General features: G+C 44.1%; 15 protein-coding genes and 1 other RNA gene. 5 read left to right on the top strand and 11 right to left on the bottom strand.

The annotated features are described in order from the left end of the window. Window positions 1-38: 38 nt before the first annotated feature. The 4 genes from ACLUWI_RS08065 to xylA form a co-directional block, all read right to left on the bottom strand. A complete protein-coding gene (locus ACLUWI_RS08065; RefSeq protein WP_272215498.1) occupies window positions 39-1,502 on the bottom strand; it encodes an MFS transporter in 1,464 nt (487 codons plus the stop codon). A 252-nt stretch (window positions 1,503-1,754) separates the two neighbouring features. Continuing rightward, on the bottom strand, window positions 1,755-2,954 hold the full coding sequence (locus ACLUWI_RS08060; protein ID WP_412146885.1) for a helix-turn-helix transcriptional regulator: 1,200 nt from the start codon (window positions 2,952-2,954) through the stop codon (window positions 1,755-1,757). 563 nt (window positions 2,955-3,517) lie between these two features. Continuing rightward, on the bottom strand, window positions 3,518-5,023 hold the full coding sequence (gene xylB, locus ACLUWI_RS08055) for a xylulokinase (protein WP_412146884.1): 1,506 nt from the start codon (window positions 5,021-5,023) through the stop codon (window positions 3,518-3,520). Window positions 5,024-5,106: 83 nt separating this feature from the next. Further along, window positions 5,107-6,456: a xylose isomerase gene (gene xylA, locus ACLUWI_RS08050; protein ID WP_074505119.1), complete on the bottom strand. Its 1,350-nt coding sequence runs from the start codon at window positions 6,454-6,456 to the stop codon at window positions 5,107-5,109. A gap of 379 nt (window positions 6,457-6,835) precedes the next feature. Between xylA and ACLUWI_RS08045 the strand changes: the two genes are divergently transcribed. The 3 genes from ACLUWI_RS08045 (at window position 6,836) to aroB (ending at window position 10,842) form a co-directional block, all read left to right on the top strand. Then, window positions 6,836-8,188, top strand: coding sequence for a sugar porter family MFS transporter (locus tag ACLUWI_RS08045; RefSeq protein ID WP_412146883.1), 1,353 nt, complete (start codon window positions 6,836-6,838; stop codon window positions 8,186-8,188). A 572-nt stretch (window positions 8,189-8,760) separates the two neighbouring features. Beyond that, the gene (gene aroF / locus ACLUWI_RS08040) at window positions 8,761-9,756 is read left to right on the top strand and encodes a 3-deoxy-7-phosphoheptulonate synthase (RefSeq protein WP_412146882.1); all 996 of its coding nucleotides are present in this window, start codon (window positions 8,761-8,763) and stop codon (window positions 9,754-9,756) included. 15 nt (window positions 9,757-9,771) lie between these two features. Beyond that, window positions 9,772-10,842: a 3-dehydroquinate synthase gene (gene aroB, locus ACLUWI_RS08035; RefSeq protein WP_412146881.1), complete on the top strand. Its 1,071-nt coding sequence runs from the start codon at window positions 9,772-9,774 to the stop codon at window positions 10,840-10,842. Window positions 10,843-10,889: 47 nt separating this feature from the next. On the opposite strand, the gene ACLUWI_RS08030 is transcribed toward aroB, so the two are convergent. From ACLUWI_RS08030 to ACLUWI_RS08015, 4 genes are all read right to left on the bottom strand, one after another. Then, window positions 10,890-12,062, bottom strand: coding sequence for an ROK family transcriptional regulator (locus ACLUWI_RS08030; protein WP_412146880.1), 1,173 nt, complete (start codon window positions 12,060-12,062; stop codon window positions 10,890-10,892). A 136-nt stretch (window positions 12,063-12,198) separates the two neighbouring features. After that, window positions 12,199-13,059, bottom strand: a complete 861-nt coding sequence (locus tag ACLUWI_RS08025) for a GRP family sugar transporter (RefSeq protein ID WP_412146879.1) — start codon at window positions 13,057-13,059, stop codon at window positions 12,199-12,201. Between the two features lie 234 nt (window positions 13,060-13,293). Next, window positions 13,294-14,802, bottom strand: coding sequence for an ATP-binding protein (locus tag ACLUWI_RS08020; protein WP_412146878.1), 1,509 nt, complete (start codon window positions 14,800-14,802; stop codon window positions 13,294-13,296). Then, window positions 14,799-15,521, bottom strand: coding sequence for a response regulator transcription factor (locus tag ACLUWI_RS08015; RefSeq protein ID WP_048345462.1), 723 nt, complete (start codon window positions 15,519-15,521; stop codon window positions 14,799-14,801). The genes ACLUWI_RS08020 and ACLUWI_RS08015 overlap by 4 nt, the downstream gene beginning before the upstream one ends. Before the next feature lie 193 nt (window positions 15,522-15,714). Between ACLUWI_RS08015 and ssrA the strand changes: the two genes are divergently transcribed. Further along, window positions 15,715-16,090: a transfer-messenger RNA gene (gene ssrA, locus ACLUWI_RS08010) on the top strand. 357 nt (window positions 16,091-16,447) lie between these two features. On the opposite strand, the gene ACLUWI_RS08005 is transcribed toward ssrA, so the two are convergent. The 3 genes from ACLUWI_RS08005 to ACLUWI_RS07995 form a co-directional block, all read right to left on the bottom strand. Beyond that, the gene (locus tag ACLUWI_RS08005) at window positions 16,448-16,894 is read right to left on the bottom strand and encodes an Rrf2 family transcriptional regulator (protein WP_412146877.1); all 447 of its coding nucleotides are present in this window, start codon (window positions 16,892-16,894) and stop codon (window positions 16,448-16,450) included. A 67-nt stretch (window positions 16,895-16,961) separates the two neighbouring features. Next, window positions 16,962-17,597, bottom strand: a complete 636-nt coding sequence (locus tag ACLUWI_RS08000; RefSeq protein ID WP_412146876.1) for an NAD(P)-dependent oxidoreductase — start codon at window positions 17,595-17,597, stop codon at window positions 16,962-16,964. A 169-nt stretch (window positions 17,598-17,766) separates the two neighbouring features. Further along, window positions 17,767-18,345, bottom strand: coding sequence for a L,D-transpeptidase (locus ACLUWI_RS07995; protein ID WP_412146892.1), 579 nt, complete (start codon window positions 18,343-18,345; stop codon window positions 17,767-17,769). Window positions 18,346-18,983: 638 nt separating this feature from the next. On the opposite strand from ACLUWI_RS07995, the gene ACLUWI_RS07990 reads away from it, so the two are divergent. Then, window positions 18,984-20,198: a serine hydrolase gene (locus ACLUWI_RS07990; RefSeq protein WP_412146875.1), complete on the top strand. Its 1,215-nt coding sequence runs from the start codon at window positions 18,984-18,986 to the stop codon at window positions 20,196-20,198. The last annotated feature ends 12 nt before the right edge of the window (window positions 20,199-20,210 follow it).

Here is a 20,210-nt window from a genome sequence, read left to right as displayed (position 1 = left end):
GAATCTTCATCCTTTCCGTTATTTCTGCATTAAGACAGCTACTTTTCTTCAGCTTGGCGGCGATCTTCAATTTCGTGATTGATTTTGTCAACTTCTGCATCAGACAATGGGTACTTACTGATCACCCACATGCCAACAATTGCCAAAACAATTGGCAGCCAGATCATTGAAATCGTAATCCCATTCAAGGCCGTTGCTGATTGCGTAGCCTTAGTACCGTCAAAGTGGCAAGCGGCATTGATGTAGCCTGGAATGATCCCGCCAAGTGCCAGCCCAATCTTGAAGAACAGTCCCATCAAGGCGTTGATGATCCCAGCAACCCGCTTCTTTGAGTTCCATTCACCATAGGAAACGACTTCTGGAACCAAGGACCACATGTAGCCAGTAGCGGCCGTAATTCCCCACTGCATGATAAAGCGACCAATGTAGCCCAGGGCAATGCTGTTCTTAAACTGTGGCCATGACCATACCCAAAGAAGCAGCGTCCCAACGATAAACATTCCCAAGAACAGTTGGAAGAATCCCTTTTTGCCGATCTTGCGCCGAATAATTGGCCATAAGAAAACCAAGAAGATTCCTGGAATCGAACCAATCAGATTGATTGAAGCCATCCATTCTGAGTGACCAATGTTGTACTGAACAAAGAATGGCCAAACCGTATTGCCAAAGAACATGAAGGTAAAGCCAACCAGGAAAAAGCAGCCTAGTACCCGTAGTGGTTTGTTACGACGCAGCTCATTCCAAAGATCAGAAAACTTAACGGAATCCGTTTCTTCTTCCGTTGGCAGCACCCGTTCATGAACACCAAAGTAAGTGCAAAGCAACAGAATAAAACCAATCAGCATATAGATCGACATAACGTGGAAGTAGGCACCAGCAGCGTGTGGCGAGGCATAGTTGCCTAGATTAAGCTTGATGCCAAACATGCCAATATCTTTTAAATGCTTGGCAGGAGATGCCATCTGAACGAACAGTGGTAAAAATGTGTAGACCAAAAGATTACCGATATTGGCTTCCGTCATCCGAACCGTCGTTAAAGTTGAGATCTCATCATTGTCCCGCGTCAGCGAAGCATTCAGCGAACCATAAGGAATATTAACGAACGAATAGATCAAGGCCGTTGCCAGATACATCAAGAATGCATAGGCAACATTGCCGCGGACGGCTGGAATTGGCAAGAACAGCATGGCACAGCATATCGTGAGCGGAATTCCGAAATAAATCAAAAATGGCTTGTATTTGCCACCATGCTTAAAGTGGCTCTTATCGACAACCGTTCCGACCCAGGGATCCCAAAAAACGTTAACCCAGCGAACGATCAGAAAAATCGTGGCCCCAACGGCTGCCGAGATTCCAAAAACCGTTGTCAGATAAAACAGCAGCATTGAGCCAATCGTTCCAAAAATCAGATTTTGTGCCAAGTCACCGGCACCATAAGCGATTCGCTCACCCCAAGACAGTTTGGCGAACTCATCGACTTGCTTATTTTTTGGCTTGTCCATAGTTTTTACACCTCTTGTAGATTTGATTCAAACCGGTGCAGCGCTACACGTTAGTTTGTGTTTTCAACCAACGACCAAAATCTACCATGTCCTTTTTGAAAACGCTACCCTAAAAATCTATTTTTCGTTATTTACGAGCTAAAGTCTTTAATTTCTTAAAAATTATGAAGCCGTTTTCTTCATATAGTGCAAAATAAAAATGATCGCTGAATAAAACGCGATCATTCAACAAAAAAATTAAATCACATATGATTAATCTTTCATGTTATTTTTGAAAAGATAGTCGTAAAGATTCCAATCAGCAAGTTTGGCGGCATCGGCACGTGCTTCTTTAGGCGTTATCCCAGTTAGGGCATGGAAGACTCGTGAAAAATGGGCCTGGTCAGCAAATCCATAACGCTCGGCAAGCTCTGCCATTGAAAGATTGGTGCCAATCAAATCTTCAATCGCATGATTAATCTGAACCAAGCGCTTGAAGTGACTGATACTGACTCCAACCTGTTTTTTAAACTGGCTGCCAAGATAGCGACTGGATAACCCTACCGTCATTGCCAGATCATCAACGCTTTGGTCCATAGTCGGATTACTCATTAACTGCCAAAAAACCTTGCTGACCGGTGCCGTCATCTTGGCATCAACCATCTCACGACAGCGCATAGCCATATCCACATCAGCTGCCTCAATTGCTGCCAAAACTTCATTGTAGGACGTTAACGATTCGATATGTCGTACGTATTGATCATTCAGTGAATATACCTGTTCATAATCCAACCCGACTTGAAACAGGGCACGCAGATTTACGGAAACCGAGATAATACCCCAGTTTTTAACATTGCGCAGCGCATCTTGATTATCTGCTAAAATGCCGATCCGACCTGAGTTGATGTTTTTAGAGAAAATAATTGGTAAAGCAGCCAAATTGCCTTGCGCAATTGCTTTTTTGACTTCGCGTTCATAAAGATAACTAACATGGCCACCCTCACTACTCATGCGCAGCTTCATCAATTGGGCATCAAAGTCTCTCGAAAGACGTGCTTGATGAAACTCGTCACTGATGGTTTCAAAATCGATCGGCAGTTCTAATAACCGTACCAACACCAAAATCTGCTGCAAAAACTGTTTTTCTTCCAGATAAACCGTCTTCAGCAGCTTTGGCATATACATGACGGCATGACTGCCTAGCATCTCACTGTTTTGATAACGCTGACTAATGTTAACGATCACTGGTCCTACATAGATGACTATCTGGTCGCACCATATTAAGCAACTGTATAGATTTTGACTATGCCGCAAAAATTGCAGCGACTTATGTGGACAGCGACGCAAAATTTTTAGATAGTTCACCAGCAACAACTTGCCTTGACGAAACTGTAAACTATACTGACCGTTGTCATACTCCCAAATTGTGGCTGGAACTCCCAATGATTCTAGATACGCAGTTACGATTTCCATTTTATTCCGTCCTTTGTTCAAAAAATAGTTCTAATATTCAAGCGAGCGTGTCAGCGATTACATAAAATATATCATGAGCTAGGGAAGATTAATATATTGCTGCTGATTTTAAGATCTTGGTCAGTCTGATTTTTTAGATTGGTCAATTCCTTAGCTCTTTTTAAAATCAGCATTAACTATAAAACACTCCAATTCCATTTTTCCCTACTCACGCTTATTGGTAAAGCTGATTATTATTGTTTTGCCGACTGCTTTTTAGGCCGTGGGCAAAACATTTCTCAAATCTTACTGTCAACTCGGTTTAGACAAGTCCGTTAACCTGCCTGCGAATTCGTTTTAGTTATGATCATCTTATAAAGACAAATGGCCTAATCATCTGGTCGCTGTTTGTCTGCTTTTTTCTTATATATATTTTTTCTTATATATAATAGAAGAAAAAATTTCAAATACATAAAAGCGTCATGCAGAAATGCCTTAGTGGCAGTCTGCATGACGCTTTTTAATGATGCAAATGAGTTTTTAAGCTGTTAATTGATAAAATAATCAGAAATTAAACTGCCTAACTATTCTTCACGACGGAAGCTCAATAGAGAGTGGCACAAGTCTTTAGTCTGACCATAGACTTGGTGGTAGATTGCGTACAATTCATCATACTTGGCAACATTGGCCGGCTTTGGCAGATATTCCTTACCAAAGTGAACGAATTCTTTAGCACAGTCCTGCAGCGAATCAAACCAACCCAGACCAACTGCCGCGATCATAGCCGCTCCCAAACCAGGTCCTTGTTCATTGGTTAAGGCAACAACCTTCTTGTTAAAGATGTCGGCCTGCATCTGAAGCCAAAAGTCGCTCTTGGCCCCACCACCAATGGCTACCACCGTGTCGAATTCCTGACCGTTTTGATCATAGATATTTAAAATATCACGGAAACTGAAGGTGATCCCTTCCATCACGGCCCGACAGAAGTCATAGCGATCCTGCATACTGTCAACGCCAATAAAGCTGCCGCGAATATCAGCATCAGCATATGGCGTCCGTTCACCAACCACGTATGGCGTAAAAATCAAACCATTCGCTCCCAGTGGCCGCTGAGAAGCTTTTTCAACCATCGTTGCGAAGTCTTCATCTGGATCAAACTTATGCTTAAACCAGTTTAGCGAGTGACCGGCTGCCAGCGTAACACCCATTGAGTAGTAGGTGTCTGGGATTGCGTGACATTCGTATTGAATCTGGCCATGGTAATTAACGTTGGCATTTTCTTCATATTTAAGCACAACGCCCGAAGTCCCAATTGAAGACATAACCATGTTTGGATGCAGGATGCCGGCACCAACCGCACCGCAGGCATTGTCACCGCCACCGCCATAGATTTTGGTGTCCGTTGAAAGGCCTGAGAACATGGCATAGCTAGCCGAAACGTTGCCCGCATAGTCAACCGACTTCATCAAAGGTGGACACATGCTCATCGGAATATCAAAGGCATCACAGATTTCCTGGCTCCATTGACCTTCCTTGATGTCTAACAGCACCGTCCCCGTGGCATCCGAATAATCCATCCCCAGGTTACCCGTCATGCAGAAGCGAACATAGTCTTTTGGCAACAGGAACGTTTTGGCCTTAGCCCAGATCTCCGGTTCATTTTCCTTGACCCAAAGCAGCTTAGGCAGCGTGAAACCTTCCAGTGGCTTGTTGCCAGTAATATCGATGAAGTGATCGCCCATCTTATCCATGATTTCTTGACACTGCTTGGTCGTGCGCGTGTCGTTCCATAAAATAGCTGGCCGCAGCACCTGATTATTTTCATCAAGCAGCACCAGGCCATGCATCTGACCAGAGAAGGAAATCCCTTTGATCTCTTCTTTTTTAAGACCGTCTTTTAAGATCATCCGGTCAATGCCAATCGTCGTACCATACAGCCAGTCTTGTGGGTTCTGCTCACTGTAGCCTGGCTTAGGCTGACTCAGTGGATAGTCGTAGCTTTGCTGAGCGGCGATCTTGCCTGAGCGATCCATTGCCGAAACCTTAACGGCACTGGTCCCCAAGTCGACCCCAATTACATATTCATTCATAGTCTTTCCTCCAAGAAAAAAGGATCCGCAGCCATCTGCGGCGATGCGAATCCTTTCTATTATATTGTTAGAGTTTCAAGTGATTATTTAGCCAGCGTTTCGATCATGAAGTGGTTGATCGTGTCCTTAACCTGTTCAAGGTGGTCAGATTGCGTAGCTGCACGCAGTTCGCTTTGTGGGGTGTCCAAGACGGTTGGCTCGATTGACTTGAAGTCTTCCTTGCCTTCTTCAATCGACTTGCCCAAACCTTCGTCCCATGATGCGTAACGATCCTTGAGTACCTTGTCCAGGTAGCCGTCTTCCTTTAGGGCAGCGGCAACGCGCAGGCCGGCAGCAAACGTGTCCATACCAACAATGTGGCTGTAGAACAGATCTTCTGGCTTCCAGGAAGTACGACGTGGCTTGGAGTCGAAGTTCAGACCACCGTGAGGGCCAATTTGACCTTCTTCAACGACTTCGTACATTGCAGCCGTTGCTTCGTACAGATTGGATGGGAATTCGTCGATGTCCCAACCGATCAGCTTGTCACCTTGGTTGGCGTCCAGTGAACCCAGCATGCCGGCTTCACGTGCAACGCGAATTTCGTGTTGGTAAGTGTGACCAGCCAGGTTAGCGTGGTTGCCTTCCAGGTTCAGCTTGAAGTCCTTGTCCAGGCCGTATTCCTTCATAAAGTTCAGCGTCGTAGCAGCGTCGAAGTCGTATTGGTGCGTAGTTGGTTCCTTTGGCTTAGGTTCCAGCAGCATTTGAGCATCAAAGCCGATTTCGTTTGCGTAGTCCTTAGCCATGTGGAAGAACTTGGCAATGTGCGATTGTTCACGCTTCATTTCAGTGTTCCAGAGTGATTCGTAACCTTCACGGCCACCCCAGAAGACGTAGTTCTCAGCGCCAACCCGCTTACCAACTTCCAGACTGTGCTTCAGTTGAGCACAAGCATAAGCGTAGATCTTAGCAGATGGAGCAGTACCGGCACCAGCCAAGAAACGAGGGTTCGTGAACAGGTTGGACGTGTTCCACAGAACCTTCATGCCAGTCGTCTTTTGGTACTCAACGATCTTGTCAACGATCTTGTCCAGGTTCTTGTTGGTTTCACGCAGGGTGTCGCCTTCTGGAGCCAAGTCGCGGTCGTGGAAGCAGAAGTAGTCAACGCCCAGCTTGTTGTAGAATTCAAAGGCGTAGTCAACCTTTGCCAAAGCGTTGTCCATTGGGTCAGTGTACTTGTCGTATGGACGAACGGCCGTACCATCACCAAATGGGTCAACCAGGCGTTGGTCAAACGTGTGCCAGTAAGCAACTGAGAACCGCAGCCAATCCTTCATCTTCTTGCCCAGGATAACTTCTTCTGGGTTGTAGTATTGGAATGCCAGGCGTGAGTTCAAGCCTTTGTGTGGACCTTCATACTTAACTTTGTCAATACCTTGCCATAAATCACTCATAATATGGGCCTCCTGAAATTTATTAGTTCGAATAAACAACTAACTTACGGTTTTTAATATAGACCATCAAGCTATTTTTGTAAACCCTTTCCATCAAAAAAATTGAAATTTTTGCATTTTCAATTTAGTGTGTAATTCGATTCTCCGCTTATAAAATAGTAGAGAAAAATGCTCTCTCACAACCGCTTTTTAGCTAGGTTTCATCGAAAATAACACTAAGCAGGCCGCCGATTTTGCCTTAATTGGTTTTTCTGGTACTTTTTTACTAAACATCTTGATTTTTCGTTTGGAAGCGGTTATATTAATCCCGTAAGTTAGTTTTAATCTTTAACTAACTAAGCAATAGGAGTGTTTTTATAGTTAAGGAGTTGTAGTAATCATGCGCAAAGTATCTGCGGGCTTTATCTACTTTTTCGGGGCCCTCGGCGGTTTGCTCTTCGGTTACGATACCGGTGTTATTTCTGGTGCTATTCTGTTTATTCAAAAACAGATGCACCTGGGAACTTGGGAACAAGGCTGGATCGTTTCCGCAGTACTGCTGGGTGCCATCTTAGGTTCATTGTTTATCGGACCATCTTCTGACAAGTATGGTCGTCGCAAATTGCTATTATTGTCATCGATTATCTTCTTTGTCGGTGCGCTTGGTTCCGGATTCTCACAAGGCTTTTGGTCATTGCTTTGCTTCCGGATTGTCTTAGGGCTGGCCGTTGGTGCCTCATCTTCAATGGTACCAACCTACCTGGCCGAACTTTCTCCAGCCGACAAGCGGGGCATGGTTTCCAGTATGTTCCAATTGATGGTTATGACTGGTATTCTGGTTGCCTACATCACAAACTGGTCATTTGAAAACATGTACACTGGTTGGCGTTGGATGCTTGGTTTTGCCGCTATCCCAGCTGCCATCATGTTCTTCGGTGCCCTGTTCTTGCCAGAATCACCACGTTATCTGGTTAAGATTGGTCGTGAAAACGATGCACGGACCGTTTTGATGAATATGAACCATAATGACAAAGGCGTTGTCGACAAAGACATGACCCAGATCGAACAGCAAGTCCACATGAAGAATGGTGGCTTAAAGGAACTGTTTGGGCCAATGGTGCGTCCAGCTTTAGTTGCGGCAATTGGTCTGGCTGTCTTCCAGCAAGTCATGGGCTGCAACACGGTGCTCTATTACGCGCCAACGATTTTCACTGACGTTGGCTTCGGTGTTAACGCTGCGCTGCTGGCTCACATTGGGATTGGTACCTTTAACGTCATCGTCACGGCATTTGCCCTCTCAATCATGGATAAGGTTGACCGGAAGAAGATGCTGATCTATGGTGGTCTTGGCATGGGAATTTCACTGTTTGTCATGAGTGCTGGGATGAAATTCTCCGGCGGTTCAAAAGCTGCTGCGGTTATCTGTGTTCTTGCCATGACTATTTACATTGCCTTCTTCTCTGGTACTTGGGGTCCGGTTATGTGGGTCATGTTTGGTGAAATGTTCCCACTTAACATTCGTGGTCTTGGCAACTCATTTGGTTCCGTGGTTAACTGGACTGCCAATCTGATCGTTTCATTAACCTTCCCAACCCTGCTGGACTTCTTTGGTACGGGTAGTCTGTTTATCGGCTATGGCGTTCTTTGCTTCTTTGGGATTTGGTTCGTTCATGCTAAGGTCTTTGAAACTCGCGGCAAGTCCTTGGAAGATATCGAACAGACATTGCGTGACCACGCTGGTTCCAAAAACTAAGCTCAGTCATTAATCCAAAATTCTACTCAAATCTGAATCCGATCTTACTTGCTGAATTCTAAACCCTCTCAATATCAATCTAATAAATACGGCGGAATTGCAAAAGTTCAACAGCGTGATACCAAGTCTGGCATCACGCTGTTTCTTTATAAAATAAAGCAAGGCTCCTTGTTACTGCTTTATTTTCAAGGTATTTATTTATTTTATTGATTAAATAATGATGATTATAAATTAAAATAAAATTAGAGTTGACTTTATTTTTCTCATAATATATACTCAATTCAACCTTTAGGAATTACTTAAATTAAGGAGTAGAATTATGAAAATTACAAACGCACGATTTAGCTATTATTATCAATCATATTAACGCTGACACGACATAGGTTGTTGGCGTTAGTCTAGCAGTCTATGTGATTGATAATAGTTTGTAATTACCGATTACATGGCAGACATCTTGTTAAAGCACTGTGTAATCGGCTTCGCTCCAATCAGTATATGAATGCAAGCGCGAACCCTCATGGTGTTTTAACATTATGAGGGTTTTTGAATTGATTAACAAGGGAGCGTTTATTATGATTATCATATTAAAAAATGATCAGGCAACAGCAGCAATTGAAGAATTAAAGCAGCATTTCGGCAGTGACCATGATATTTTTGTCCATAACAATCGAGTCGCCATCCAAAAAGCCAGTCCAAATGATCTAACCCCAGCTGAACAAGCCGCTGCCCAAGAAATTATTACCGACGTGCCAGCCGCCGTTCAGGCATCCCGTTTGTTCCATCCCGAAGATACGATCATTAAAACGCCTCATTCAACGATTGGCGGCAATAATTTTACCTTGATGGCCGGTCCCTGCTCAGTTGAATCAGCCGAACATGTCTTAAAAATGGCAAAAGTCGCTAAAAATGCTGGCGCAACCGTTCTGCGCGGTGGTGCCTTCAAGCCGCGAACCTCTCCATACTCATTTCAAGGCCTAGGTAAAGAAGGATTGATTGCCTTAAGAAAAGCAGCCGATCAATTGGAATTGGACGTAGTAACGGAAGTCATGGATCCTGAACAGGTGCCATTGGTCGAAGAATACACCGACATCTTTCAAATCGGCGCACGCAACATGCAAAACTTCTCACTCTTAAAAGCCGTCGGAAAAACTCGGAAGCCAGTAATGCTAAAACGTGGAATGTCAGCAACGGTTGATGACGTTTTGAACGCTACGGAATACATTGCCGCTGGTGGCAACCATCAAATTATGATCGTTGAACGCGGGATTCGAACGTTTGACAACAAGTACACGCGCAACACTTTTGATGTTGGCGTCATTCCCGTTTTGCAAAAGCTGACCCACTACCCAGTAATTGCCGATCCAAGCCACGCTGCTGGACATACTGAATTTGTTACGCCCCTTGCTTTAGCGGGTGTTGCTGCTGGTGCCAACGGCTTGATCGTTGAAATTCATGACGATCCAGCTCATGCTTTTTCTGATGGCGCCCAGGCCTTAAAACCAAACGAATTCAATGAAATGGTCGCCAAAACCAATGCAGTGCGTCAAGCTTTACAGACAATAAAGTAAGAAGAAGGAATTATCATGGAAAAAATCACGGTATCTTTACCCAACCGACAATATCAAGTTTTAATTGAACCGGGTTTGTTAAAAACGGCTGGCGAACGAATTGCCAAAGTTTGGTCAAGACGTAAAATAGCGCTGATCAGTGATGACAACGTGGCGCCACTTTATCAGGCAGACCTGGCTGAGCAGCTGACGGCACTGGGCTTTGATGTCCACTGCTATGATTTTCCTGCTGGCGAGGCTTCAAAATCACTGTCACAGCTGCAAAGACTAAGTGAAAAACTAGTGGCCGCCAACTTTAATCGTGATGACGCGGTAATTGCGCTGGGTGGCGGCGTAACCGGTGATTTAGTTGGCTTTTTGGCGGCTACCTACATGCGGGGAATCTCTCTGATTCAAATTCCAACATCACTGCTGGCTCAGGTTGACAGTTCAGTTGGCGGTAAGACTGCCGTTGATTTGGGAACAACTAAAAATATCGTCGGTGCCTTTTACGAGCCAGACCTGGTACTGATTGATCCAGAAACCTTAAAAACACTACCGCCCCGCGATCTAGTAGAAGGCTATGGCGAGATCGTTAAAGCTGCCGCAATGGTTGGCGGCGATTTTTGGAAATTAATTGAACAAATTGACACTCCTGAAGCAATCTTGGAGCATGCATCAGGACTAAGCAAATATTCCATTCAATTTAAAGCCGCAGTCGTCATGAGTGATGAAAAAGAAAGCGGTCAGCGACAACTGCTTAATTTCGGTCATACAATCGGTCACGCGGTTGAAGCTTTATCTGCCGGTGAGTTACGCCATGGTGAAGCGGTCAGCATTGGCACGGTTGCAATTTGTCAAGCCTTTGAAAATGAAGGCAAGACTGCACCTGGCGTAACGCAAAAAATCAAAGAACGGCTGGCAGCAGTTGGTTTGCCAACTACTTCACCATGGCTAGCCTCTGATAGGGTCTTGGAACTGATCAAACATGATAAGAAAAATCATAATGGCTACTTAAATCTAGTCTACGTAAAAGAAATTGGCGCGCCAGCCATCCTAAAAGTACCGGCTGATCAAATTGCAGCCACTCTCCAGCTTCCACGCTAGCTAAAAACACGTCTCACTAAGCTGTCATGCTCGGAGACGTGTTTTTTTTACTTAACATTTGAAACCGATTTTGGCCATTTCAGCGTCAACGAATAGCGATCCATATCCAAAAAACGATGAATAGCCATTGAGCTGGCGCCTAAAAGCGATGCCATCTCAGACCCCTTGATCATCTGTAGTGGAATGTCAACTTGGTGATCATACAGCCAGTCGCGCAAGTGCTGATATAATTCTGGTATTTCATCAAACAACGGTGAGTCAAAATAAACCGCCTGTGGGCCAAAACTCGCGATTGCATCATAAATCAGCTTCTGCAGCTGCCCCATTGCTTGGGCAATCACACGGACAACGGTTTCATCATGCTGCCGATACAGCTCATATAGTTGGGCTGGTCGCAGATTATCTACTCCTTTTTCCTGGGCAACCTGGGCTAAAATCGCATCTTCAGAGCAGAGCGACTCAACCTTGACCAACTGTCCATCCTGCCCGACAACCAGACTGCGGCCAATTTCGCCAGCTCGGCCATGAAAGCCGCGATACAGCTGCTGATTGGCAATAATTCCGGCACCCACGCCCCGATGAATACTGATTGCTAGCAAGTCGCGGTATGACTCTTGATCACCAAAATCACGCTCAAAAATCGCCGCCAGGTTGGCTTCGTTTTCCAAAATCGTTGGTACCTGAAACTCATTTTCAAAATAGGCAGCCAGGTCAATGCCATTCGTACTGATAAATGGCGCGTCAATGATTTTATTATGGTCAACGATTCCATGGACCGAAAAGCCGATCGCCAGCAGGCCGTGAATCGTATCATCGTTTTGCTCCATCTTCTGCAGTACCTCTTTAATCGTCTGCATGATTAAAAGCATATCGCGTTTTTTCAATGCAATCTGCTCATAGCTGATGATTTCGCCATTAATATAGCTGAACATAACCCGCAGATGACCGGTGCCGATTTCAAAGCTGGCTACAAAGCCATATCGCTTATTCAAACAGACCAGATTCGGCTTACGGCCACCGCGATTGGTCGATTCCCCCTGTCCCAGTTCTTCAATGAAGCCTTCATCATTTAGTTCATTATAAATTGCTGAAACGGTTGATTTGTTGATTTTTAATTCACGTGCGATATCAACCCGCGTTGTTGTCGGATGATTGAACAGTTGCTGTAGTACCAGTTGCCGATTCGCTACCCGAACCAAACTGCGGCTATCATTTTTCATGTCTAGATCCCCTTTCTAGGTTAGTATGTATTTTAAACTATCTCTAGTGTACCCGCTTTTGAATGAATTATAAACTAATTATTGTATAAAAAAAGAGAAAAGCAAAAATGCTTCCCTCTTATCTTTATTTTTATATTTAGGCAAATGCCGTTGCAATACTGCCGATTACAATTAAAACAATGCCCCAGAAGGTGAATTTCGATTCGCGCGGGCTCTTATGCTCATGCAGAACCAAAATGCCGCCAAACGTTGCGATAACCACGTTTAACTGCGTAAAGACAAAAGCAACCGTAACTCCAATCATTCGTGCTGCGAAGATGTAGGCAAAGGCCGCAATCCCCCAGGAAATTCCAGCCAAAATGTTGGTGTACTGCTCTTTTTGCGTAAAGGCCTTTGCATTGCCAGAAGCCAGGTCATAGATAATAGCCCCCAACAAGATTCCCAGTACTTCTGGCAAGAAGATACCAACTGAGTCTTCGTGCGCCAGAATCGGCATCTTAGGGAACGATGAATAAATCCAGTAACCAATCGTCGTTACCAACAGAAACAAAACATCCTTGGTCGTGACGCTTTGACCATTGGAACGATCGGTAAATGAAGTCATCATTGCCCCGACAATAACGATTGCCAAAGCGATAAAGCCAATCGTCAGTGCTCGGGCTGAGTGCCATTCACCAAAGATGAGCACCCCAATGATTGAGTTGCCAACCAGCTGGAAGACAGTTGACAGCGGTACCGTATTGGAAACCCCAATTCGTTTGAATGAAACGAACTGACCAACCTGAGCCGTTGACCATAAAGCTCCACACAACAATGAGAACAGAAACGCCTTCATGCTAACCTGCGGATGAATGATCAAAAAGGCAATCAAACCGACTAATGAGGCCCCAGCGCCAATCCCAAAAATCTGGTTGGCTTCTGATCCACCAACCTTACCGGTAATCAGCGGCATAAAGCCCCAGCCCAACGCTGGAATTAATGCAATAAGATAAGCCATAATCAAAATCTCTCTCTCTTAATAAAAATTTCGATAAAAATATTTAAAACCTTACGAGAAATAACTATACCTTAGTGCAATCGTTTTCACAAGCATTTACATTCAAAAATCAGTAAAATCATTAGTGGTATCGATTTACCATAAGCTTTTACCAATTGTATTGCAAACGTTTGCTCAAAAAGATGGTCTAAAATTGAAAAGGCTTGCAAATTTCATTGTCAAGGCGGCGGTTAATCAATCATCAGTTTCATCGCGCGGCATAATGACGTGCGGGGCATACTCGCGGTCAGGAAAAAAGAGCGTAAAAGTAGTTCCTTTATTCAACTCGCTGGCAACCTTGATTGTTCCTCCATGCAGCTCAACCAAATGATGGACGATCGCCAGACCCAGTCCTGATTCACCATACTGCGTGTTCATTCGCGAGCGGTCGGCTTTATAGAAGCGTTCCCAGATCTGCTCCGTTTGCTCTTTAGTCATTCCAATCCCGTTATCCTTGACCGCAAACTCAGCCCCTTTTGGCAGTCGCCGACCAGAAATCTCAATTTTGCCATTTTTGGTAAATTGAATAGCATTTTGGATAATGTTAAACATAATCTGGACAAACCGATCATAATCAGCATAGACACGCAGAACCTTGGGCAGATCCACAACCAGCTCATCATTTTGCACCTTGGCCTTTTTTCGCAACTGAGCCTGAAGATTATTGATCACTGCCGTTGCATCAAAGATTTTGCGATCCATTGAAATCTGATTGGTCCGGATCTTTTCATAATCCAGCGTATCATTGACCAAACGAATCAAGCGCCGCGTATCATTTTGCATCAATTGGATACTGTGCTTTTTATCCTCTTCTGGAATTGCATCGTAGGCCAAACCTTCCAATAAGCCGTTGATCGTGGTCAAAGGCGTCCGCATTTCATGAGCTGCATCAGCCATAAAGCGTCGCCGTCGTTCTTCTTGTTGACGAATCTCTTCTTGTGACGCCTGCAGTGCATCCGCCATCTGATTGAAATCGCGGCCCAGATCATCAATTTCATCATTAGATTTGGTATCAATATGCACTTTATAGTTGCCACGGGCGATCTGGTGTGTAGCACGGCGCATTTTGCTGATTCGCTGCGTAGTTGAGCGAGCCAAAAGATAACTGACCACCAATGCCACCAGCATTGCAATTACAAACGTTGTCAACAGATTATTAAGGATCTGATGCCGACTTTGCTCAACCGTTGATACAAAAGTCCCAATCGAAACAACCGCAACCAGCTTTCCTTGATAAAAATAAGGTCTTAAAATATCAGTCATGCTTGGATGCGGACCTGGTTTTGACTTCTCTTTTGTTCTGTTTTTATCAGAAACGTCTAGACGGGGATGATCGATCTTCTTTTGAATCGTTCTCCCCTGTTTTAGGGCCTGCCATTCTTTTTTTGTCAGTGTCGCCGTATAGCCGTTGCTGGCAAAAATTTTCTGACGGTTGGCATCATAAATCGCAAAGTGCACGTTTTGCCGCGCTAAAAGATTCGCATTGCTCTTTAAAGATGATGTCTTTAATCCTTTAAACTGGCGCGTTGTCTGGTCATATTTAATGGAGTCTTGAATCAGACTATCGGCATCCTGCTGCAATTCTCGCCAGGTATTGGTATATAAGGTTCGATTAGTAACGTTGACAAATGAGATGGTTACAATGATCAGCAGCGTGCAGATCACGGCAAAGAAGCTCAGCATCTGCCGGTAGATCAGCTTCATTGATCTGCAACCTCGCTGTCATCGAATTTATAGCCAACGCCCCATACCGTTTGAATAACTTGCGGACCGGCCTTTTCAATCTTTTGACGCAGCTTTTTAATGTGTGCGTCAACCGTTCGCTCGTCGCCATAATATTCATAGTTCCAAACCAGCTGCAGCAACTGTTCTCTGGTAAAGACCTGTTTCGGTTTGGAGGCTAGCGTCTTTAGCAGGTCGAACTCTTTAGGCGTCAAGTTTTCGATCTGCTGGTCATCTAAAAATGCCTCGCGCGTTTTGGAATTCAGTTTGAAGTGCGGTGTCTGCACGTCAAAATCACTGGCGATCTGCTGCGTACTGCTGCTGAGCTGATTAAGCTGGGTTCGGCGGTACAGGGCTTTAATGCGGGCAATCAGCGCGATCGTACTAAACGGTTTGGTAACGTATTCGTCCGCGCCCATTTCAAGTCCCAGCACCTGATCGCTTTCTGAATCACGTGCCGTCAGCATGATGATTGGCACGGTTGGCGAAATTTTGCGCATTTCAGCCGCTACCTGCATCCCATCCATCTTGGGCAGATTAAGATCCAGCAAGACAATGTCCCAGCCCGTTGGATCCTTTTTAAACATTTCAACGGCTTTAACGCCATCTTGCGCGTAGCCAGCCTCCCATTTTTCTTTTTTGAAGAACATTGCCATCATTTCGCATAAGGTTTGATTGTCCTCCACCATTAAGATTTTCATTTTCTTCACCCCGTCAATAGTTCTTGATTGATTCTAAAAGTCATTATACGGCATTGATCTACCACAATAGGAATATTTTGTGACCAAAATGCGAAACTTTAATAAATTCAGCCCCGTTGCTCAATTAAACATGACACTAAAATTCTTGTCGCGTGCATTCAGAAATCAAATATGTTAAGATTTATTCTGTAACGGGGATGTTTATGGATTCGACGGGTATAGTTCGAATTCCGGCTGCGTTTCGAAGGTTGCGGCTTCGTAAAAACGCTCAGTTTCAAATTATAACTGCAAACAATAATTCAAACTCTTACGCATACGCTGCCTAACAAGTAAGCATGCGTAAATCCGGCTGGGCTCGTCCATGGTGCAGTACCGGGTTTTATCTAACAGTGGACTTACGCTTGTCGCTCCGGCTTGAAGCAACAAGAAGAGACCAATCAAGCTAGTTGTGTGGGTGAGCCCTGATCAGCGGCGTTCCAGGCAATGAACCTTAAATAGCTGAGATATGAACGTAGACGCCGAAATGGCGATATATTCGGACGCGGGTTCAAATCCCGCCATCTCCATTTTGAGTAGCAGCCATGTAGTATATAACGTTATAAGCGTTGCTATATCAAGCTTTTTCAAAATTACATTAATACGAAAAGGTAACAGTTTTCAAAAAAATGTTACCTTTTTTTGTTACCTTTTTTATCAAAATACCAGCATGGCTGTATGTCTTGTTTTTTAGTCCCAGTAAAGAAACTACGGACAAACCGGCTTCAAAAGTCTCCAACAAGCATTCTCAATCGGGGATGCTTGTTTCATTTACATCAAAAAAACCTCTAAGCAACTGGCTATTTACCAGTGCTTAGAGGTTACGCTTGAGATAACGCTATTCAATTCTAACAATCAGTTAACCAGGCACCGTTTTTTCAAACAACGTTTTATTGACCGACAGACTCGCCGGCAATGGCTTTGATGACATCAGCTTTAACCTCACCGACATTTTGCTGTTTCAGATCATTTTCAAAATCCTGTTGAATCTTAAACAGTTTATCACTTAAAGCGTGGTGAATGTTACGGCCAACCGGACAGTCCAGATTGACGTGTTCGTGGAAGTTAAACAGCTCATCTTTGTTTTTCTCTACTGCCACATAAACATCATAAAACGTAACCTGATCCAGCGGCTTTAAGAGCTTGATACTGCCTGGTCCCCGTTTGGTAGCGATCAAACCAGCTCGTTTAAGATCTGACATCAAGGTCCGGATGATCACCGGATTGCTGCCAATGCTTTCAGCCAGCATGGTGCTGTTGACCGTTTCTTTATCGCTAAAATAATCAATCGCCACCAGCATATGAATCGCAATCGTGAACTTAGTTGAAATCTGCATTTAAACACTTCTTTATTCCAGTCTTTAAAAATATTTTATTACAGATATTAAGGAATTGCTAATCAGCTTAGGCTTCAACGACTGAGATCCGCTGTTGAACGTGATTGCCCTTTTCAATCTCATCAACCATGGCAACTGCATAATCAGCATATGAGATCACGCTTTGCTGGCGATCGTTAAGCATGAATTCTTCGCCACCCAGCAGGTACTTGCCAGTCTTTTCACCGTCAGCTTGAAAATCAGCCGCTGGTGAAACATAGGTCCATTTAACGTCTTTAGAAGCGCGCAGAATAGCCAAAGCTGCACCATGCGCGGCACTGACTGGCTTGTAGCTGGCAGGAAAATCAGGCTGCAGCTCCAAAGTTGAGGTATGCTCCGGATTTACATACAGGGAACCAGCACCCCCAACCACCAGCAGACGCGTAGCCGTTCCTTTCAGCAGATCAGCCAAGTAGGCCGCGGCTTTTGAGATTACATACAGATCCGTCAACTGCCAAGCACCAACAGCATCAACAACGGCATCAAACTCTTGCAGATCAGCTTTTGTCAGCTCAAAAACGTCCTTTTGAACATAGCGGGCAGCCTGCGTATTGTTTTCATGACGGCCAAATGCAGTCACATCAAGGCCACGTTGAACAGCTTCACTGATAATTTTTTGCGCAGCGCGACCATTAGCTGCAACAACGGCAATTTTTTTGCTCATCTTAAGTCCCTCCATTTTTGTAAACAATATAGTTACATTTAATCGATATTTATAATATATTATATTACAAATTATTTGTCAATCATCTGGTTACAAAAAAATCAGTCTCCACGTTGGGAAACTGATCTCAATATCTTATTTTAATGTTTTTAGGGGATTCCTAAAAAAGCTAGTTATCGGCAATTACGACTTTGGTACCCTCAGGCAGGTTCTGCTCCATCCATTTAGCGTCTGAAACCGACAGCCGAATACAGCCATGCGATCCCGTTGACTTCCCCAGCTTGGCAGCTTCCTTTAGATTATATGAGCCGTCTGCCTTGGTAGGAACCGAATGGAAAAGATATTCGCCATGATTGAGCCACGAAACATAATAGTTGGCGCCTTCACCCAACTCTTGGTTATAAAAACTGTCCCCCCGTTCAGCCTGAACGTAAAAGGTCCCCGTCGGCGTCGCACTCTTCAATTTTCCGGTTTTGGCATCTTTTTGATAGACACCGCCCGAACTGTACATGGTATAGATCAGCTTAGAGCCATCATAAAGATAGGTCCGATTGCCTTTTAAGCTGACCTTGACCCAAAGATTCTTAACCTTGCTTAAGTCAGGGTACGGAACGGTTTCAGATGATTTTTGCCAGTCAATTGGCATCCGCATTTTGCTTTGCGACTTGGAACTGGTTGCCTTGGATTTAGCAGTCGTAGAGACAGTCTTGTTTGTGGCAGCCGGCTGCTTAAGATGATTATTATACATATGGTAGCCGCCCAAAATAATTACAACTAAACAAAGCAGCCAGTAAATTGTATGTCTTGATTTCAATTTTCTTTCTTCCTATTTTGTAGTAAGATTGTAGCAAATTCGAGCTTGTGGAGGGGTTTGACTTGCGCACCAATTTAAAAATTGCCTATCTTTCGGCAATCGGTTTTGCTACTGCAGCTATTATTTTATCAAATTGGCACTAATAATGCTCGGGGGAAATAATATTGACCGATTTTTTAAAGAAACTATGGCAATTAATCAACACCCATAAATGGCTTAAAGATCTGCTGCGAGCCGATTGCCTGTACTGTTTGATAGTCGGTAGCTATAATCTTTTGCATCTGCTTATTTCTCAATTACTGCATTCAGTTTCGCTTTACGTTTTCGGGGGATATTTGCTGCTGCTTAATCTTTGCCTGTTGGGGCGGACCATCTTTTTGAAGGCCGTCACTCATCAATATTAAAATCGCATCGCCTTGCTTATAAGCAGGCGATTTTTTATTGTGGCTGTCAATACTAACCAAACATTAAATTTTCGTTTTGATCAGCGAATCTTCAAGTTTGTGGCTTAATGTTATAATAAAATATTGCTGATACGTATTTATAAGGTGTTTACTAGGAGCATTCTATCAATGAAAAAATTTATCGTTGTTTTTCTAACCTGCTGGCTGGCCTTACTGAGCTGGCTGCCAAACATTCAGGCCGCGACGTTTATAAACGCCAATCAGCTGGATGCATCAGCAGCTTTGGCAATTGATGCCAAGACCGGTCAGATTCTGTATTCACAAAACATCAATCAAAAGCTGCCGATTGCTTCAATCAGCAAGCTGTTAACGGTAATGGTCATTGAAGATGAAATCAACCAGCATCAGCTAAGCTGGGATACCAAAATTAAAATTGATTCTAAAGTCGCGGCGATTGCTGACGATGCTGAATATTCAAATGTTAATCTTACACAAGGCCAATCATATACCGTCTCCGATCTGGTCAAAGCGGCCTTGATCAAATCAGCTGACGGTGCAACGGTTGCTTTGGCTGGGGCTTTAGGCGACAGCACCACGCAGTTTAACCAAAAGCTGCAGAAAAAAGCTCGGCAGATCGGGATTAAAGATGCTACCATCGTTAACAGCGTTGGTCTAACCAACAGCCAGCTAAAAGATCTGGCCGTCAAAAATATTGACGCTAACGCTGAAAACCAGATGTCAGCCAAAGACGTCGGTAAAATGGCTGCCTATCTGGTCAATCATTATCCCGATCTATTAAAGATTGCCGGTCAGACCTCATTTCAACTGGATGGTACGACCATCAGCAATATCAACAAAATGCTGACGGATTCTCAATATCAGACCAATGGCGTCACCATCGATGGTTTAAAGACCGGGACTTCAGATGCTGCCGGTGCCTGTCTAGTCAGCACGGCAACTTTCCAAAATCGGCGCATCGTAACAGTCGTGCTGCATGCCAATGGCGACAGCACGGACGCTCGCTTTACAGCAACCCAGAAACTATATCAGTTGATTGCCAATAGCAGTCTGACCCCGCAAAAAGTCGCCCTGCCTAAATCTTTTTATCAAAGAAGCGTTGTCAAATTTCTGTTTTTCAAGCATCAAATCAAGCTGCTTCCCCGTTCAATCACAATCTGGGAAAATGCCAGTGATGCCATTCAAGCCTCACATTTGACTATTTATGACCATTTGACGGCTAAAACCACGCAAAACGGTCAATTAAAGGCACCAATCAAAAAGGGACAATCACTAGGCTACTCATATGTGAAAATAAAGGGCGTTCAATTCATCAATCCACACGGCTTAAAACTACATTTATTTAGCCAAACTGCCGTACACTAGTCAGATAATTTC

The organism is Limosilactobacillus mucosae (assembly GCF_046939755.1).
In the GTDB taxonomy this organism is placed as follows: domain Bacteria; phylum Bacillota; class Bacilli; order Lactobacillales; family Lactobacillaceae; genus Limosilactobacillus; species Limosilactobacillus mucosae_A.
Note: the sequence above shows the minus strand (reverse complement) of the source record. Positions and strands in the feature narration are given on the sequence as shown.

Bases quoted from the DNA above. Each gene is read 5' to 3' on its own strand.
- ACLUWI_RS08065 (WP_272215498.1), bottom strand. From the start codon at position 1,502: ATGGACAAGCCAAAAAATAAGCAAGTCGATGAGTTCGCCAAACTGTCT.
- ACLUWI_RS08060 (WP_412146885.1), bottom strand. From the start codon at position 2,954: ATGGAAATCGTAACTGCGTATCTAGAATCATTGGGAGTTCCAGCCACA.
- xylB (WP_412146884.1), bottom strand. From the start codon at position 5,023: ATGAATGAATATGTAATTGGGGTCGACTTGGGGACCAGTGCCGTTAAG.
- xylA (WP_074505119.1), bottom strand. From the start codon at position 6,456: ATGAGTGATTTATGGCAAGGTATTGACAAAGTTAAGTATGAAGGTCCA.
- ACLUWI_RS08045 (WP_412146883.1), top strand. From the start codon at position 6,836: ATGCGCAAAGTATCTGCGGGCTTTATCTACTTTTTCGGGGCCCTCGGC.
- aroF (WP_412146882.1), top strand. From the start codon at position 8,761: ATGATTATCATATTAAAAAATGATCAGGCAACAGCAGCAATTGAAGAA.
- aroB (WP_412146881.1), top strand. From the start codon at position 9,772: ATGGAAAAAATCACGGTATCTTTACCCAACCGACAATATCAAGTTTTA.
- ACLUWI_RS08030 (WP_412146880.1), bottom strand. From the start codon at position 12,062: ATGAAAAATGATAGCCGCAGTTTGGTTCGGGTAGCGAATCGGCAACTG.
- ACLUWI_RS08025 (WP_412146879.1), bottom strand. From the start codon at position 13,059: ATGGCTTATCTTATTGCATTAATTCCAGCGTTGGGCTGGGGCTTTATG.
- ACLUWI_RS08020 (WP_412146878.1), bottom strand. From the start codon at position 14,802: ATGAAGCTGATCTACCGGCAGATGCTGAGCTTCTTTGCCGTGATCTGC.
- ACLUWI_RS08015 (WP_048345462.1), bottom strand. From the start codon at position 15,521: ATGAAAATCTTAATGGTGGAGGACAATCAAACCTTATGCGAAATGATG.
- ACLUWI_RS08005 (WP_412146877.1), bottom strand. From the start codon at position 16,894: ATGCAGATTTCAACTAAGTTCACGATTGCGATTCATATGCTGGTGGCG.
- ACLUWI_RS08000 (WP_412146876.1), bottom strand. From the start codon at position 17,597: ATGAGCAAAAAAATTGCCGTTGTTGCAGCTAATGGTCGCGCTGCGCAA.
- ACLUWI_RS07995 (WP_412146892.1), bottom strand. From the start codon at position 18,345: ATGTATAATAATCATCTTAAGCAGCCGGCTGCCACAAACAAGACTGTC.
- ACLUWI_RS07990 (WP_412146875.1), top strand. From the start codon at position 18,984: ATGAAAAAATTTATCGTTGTTTTTCTAACCTGCTGGCTGGCCTTACTG.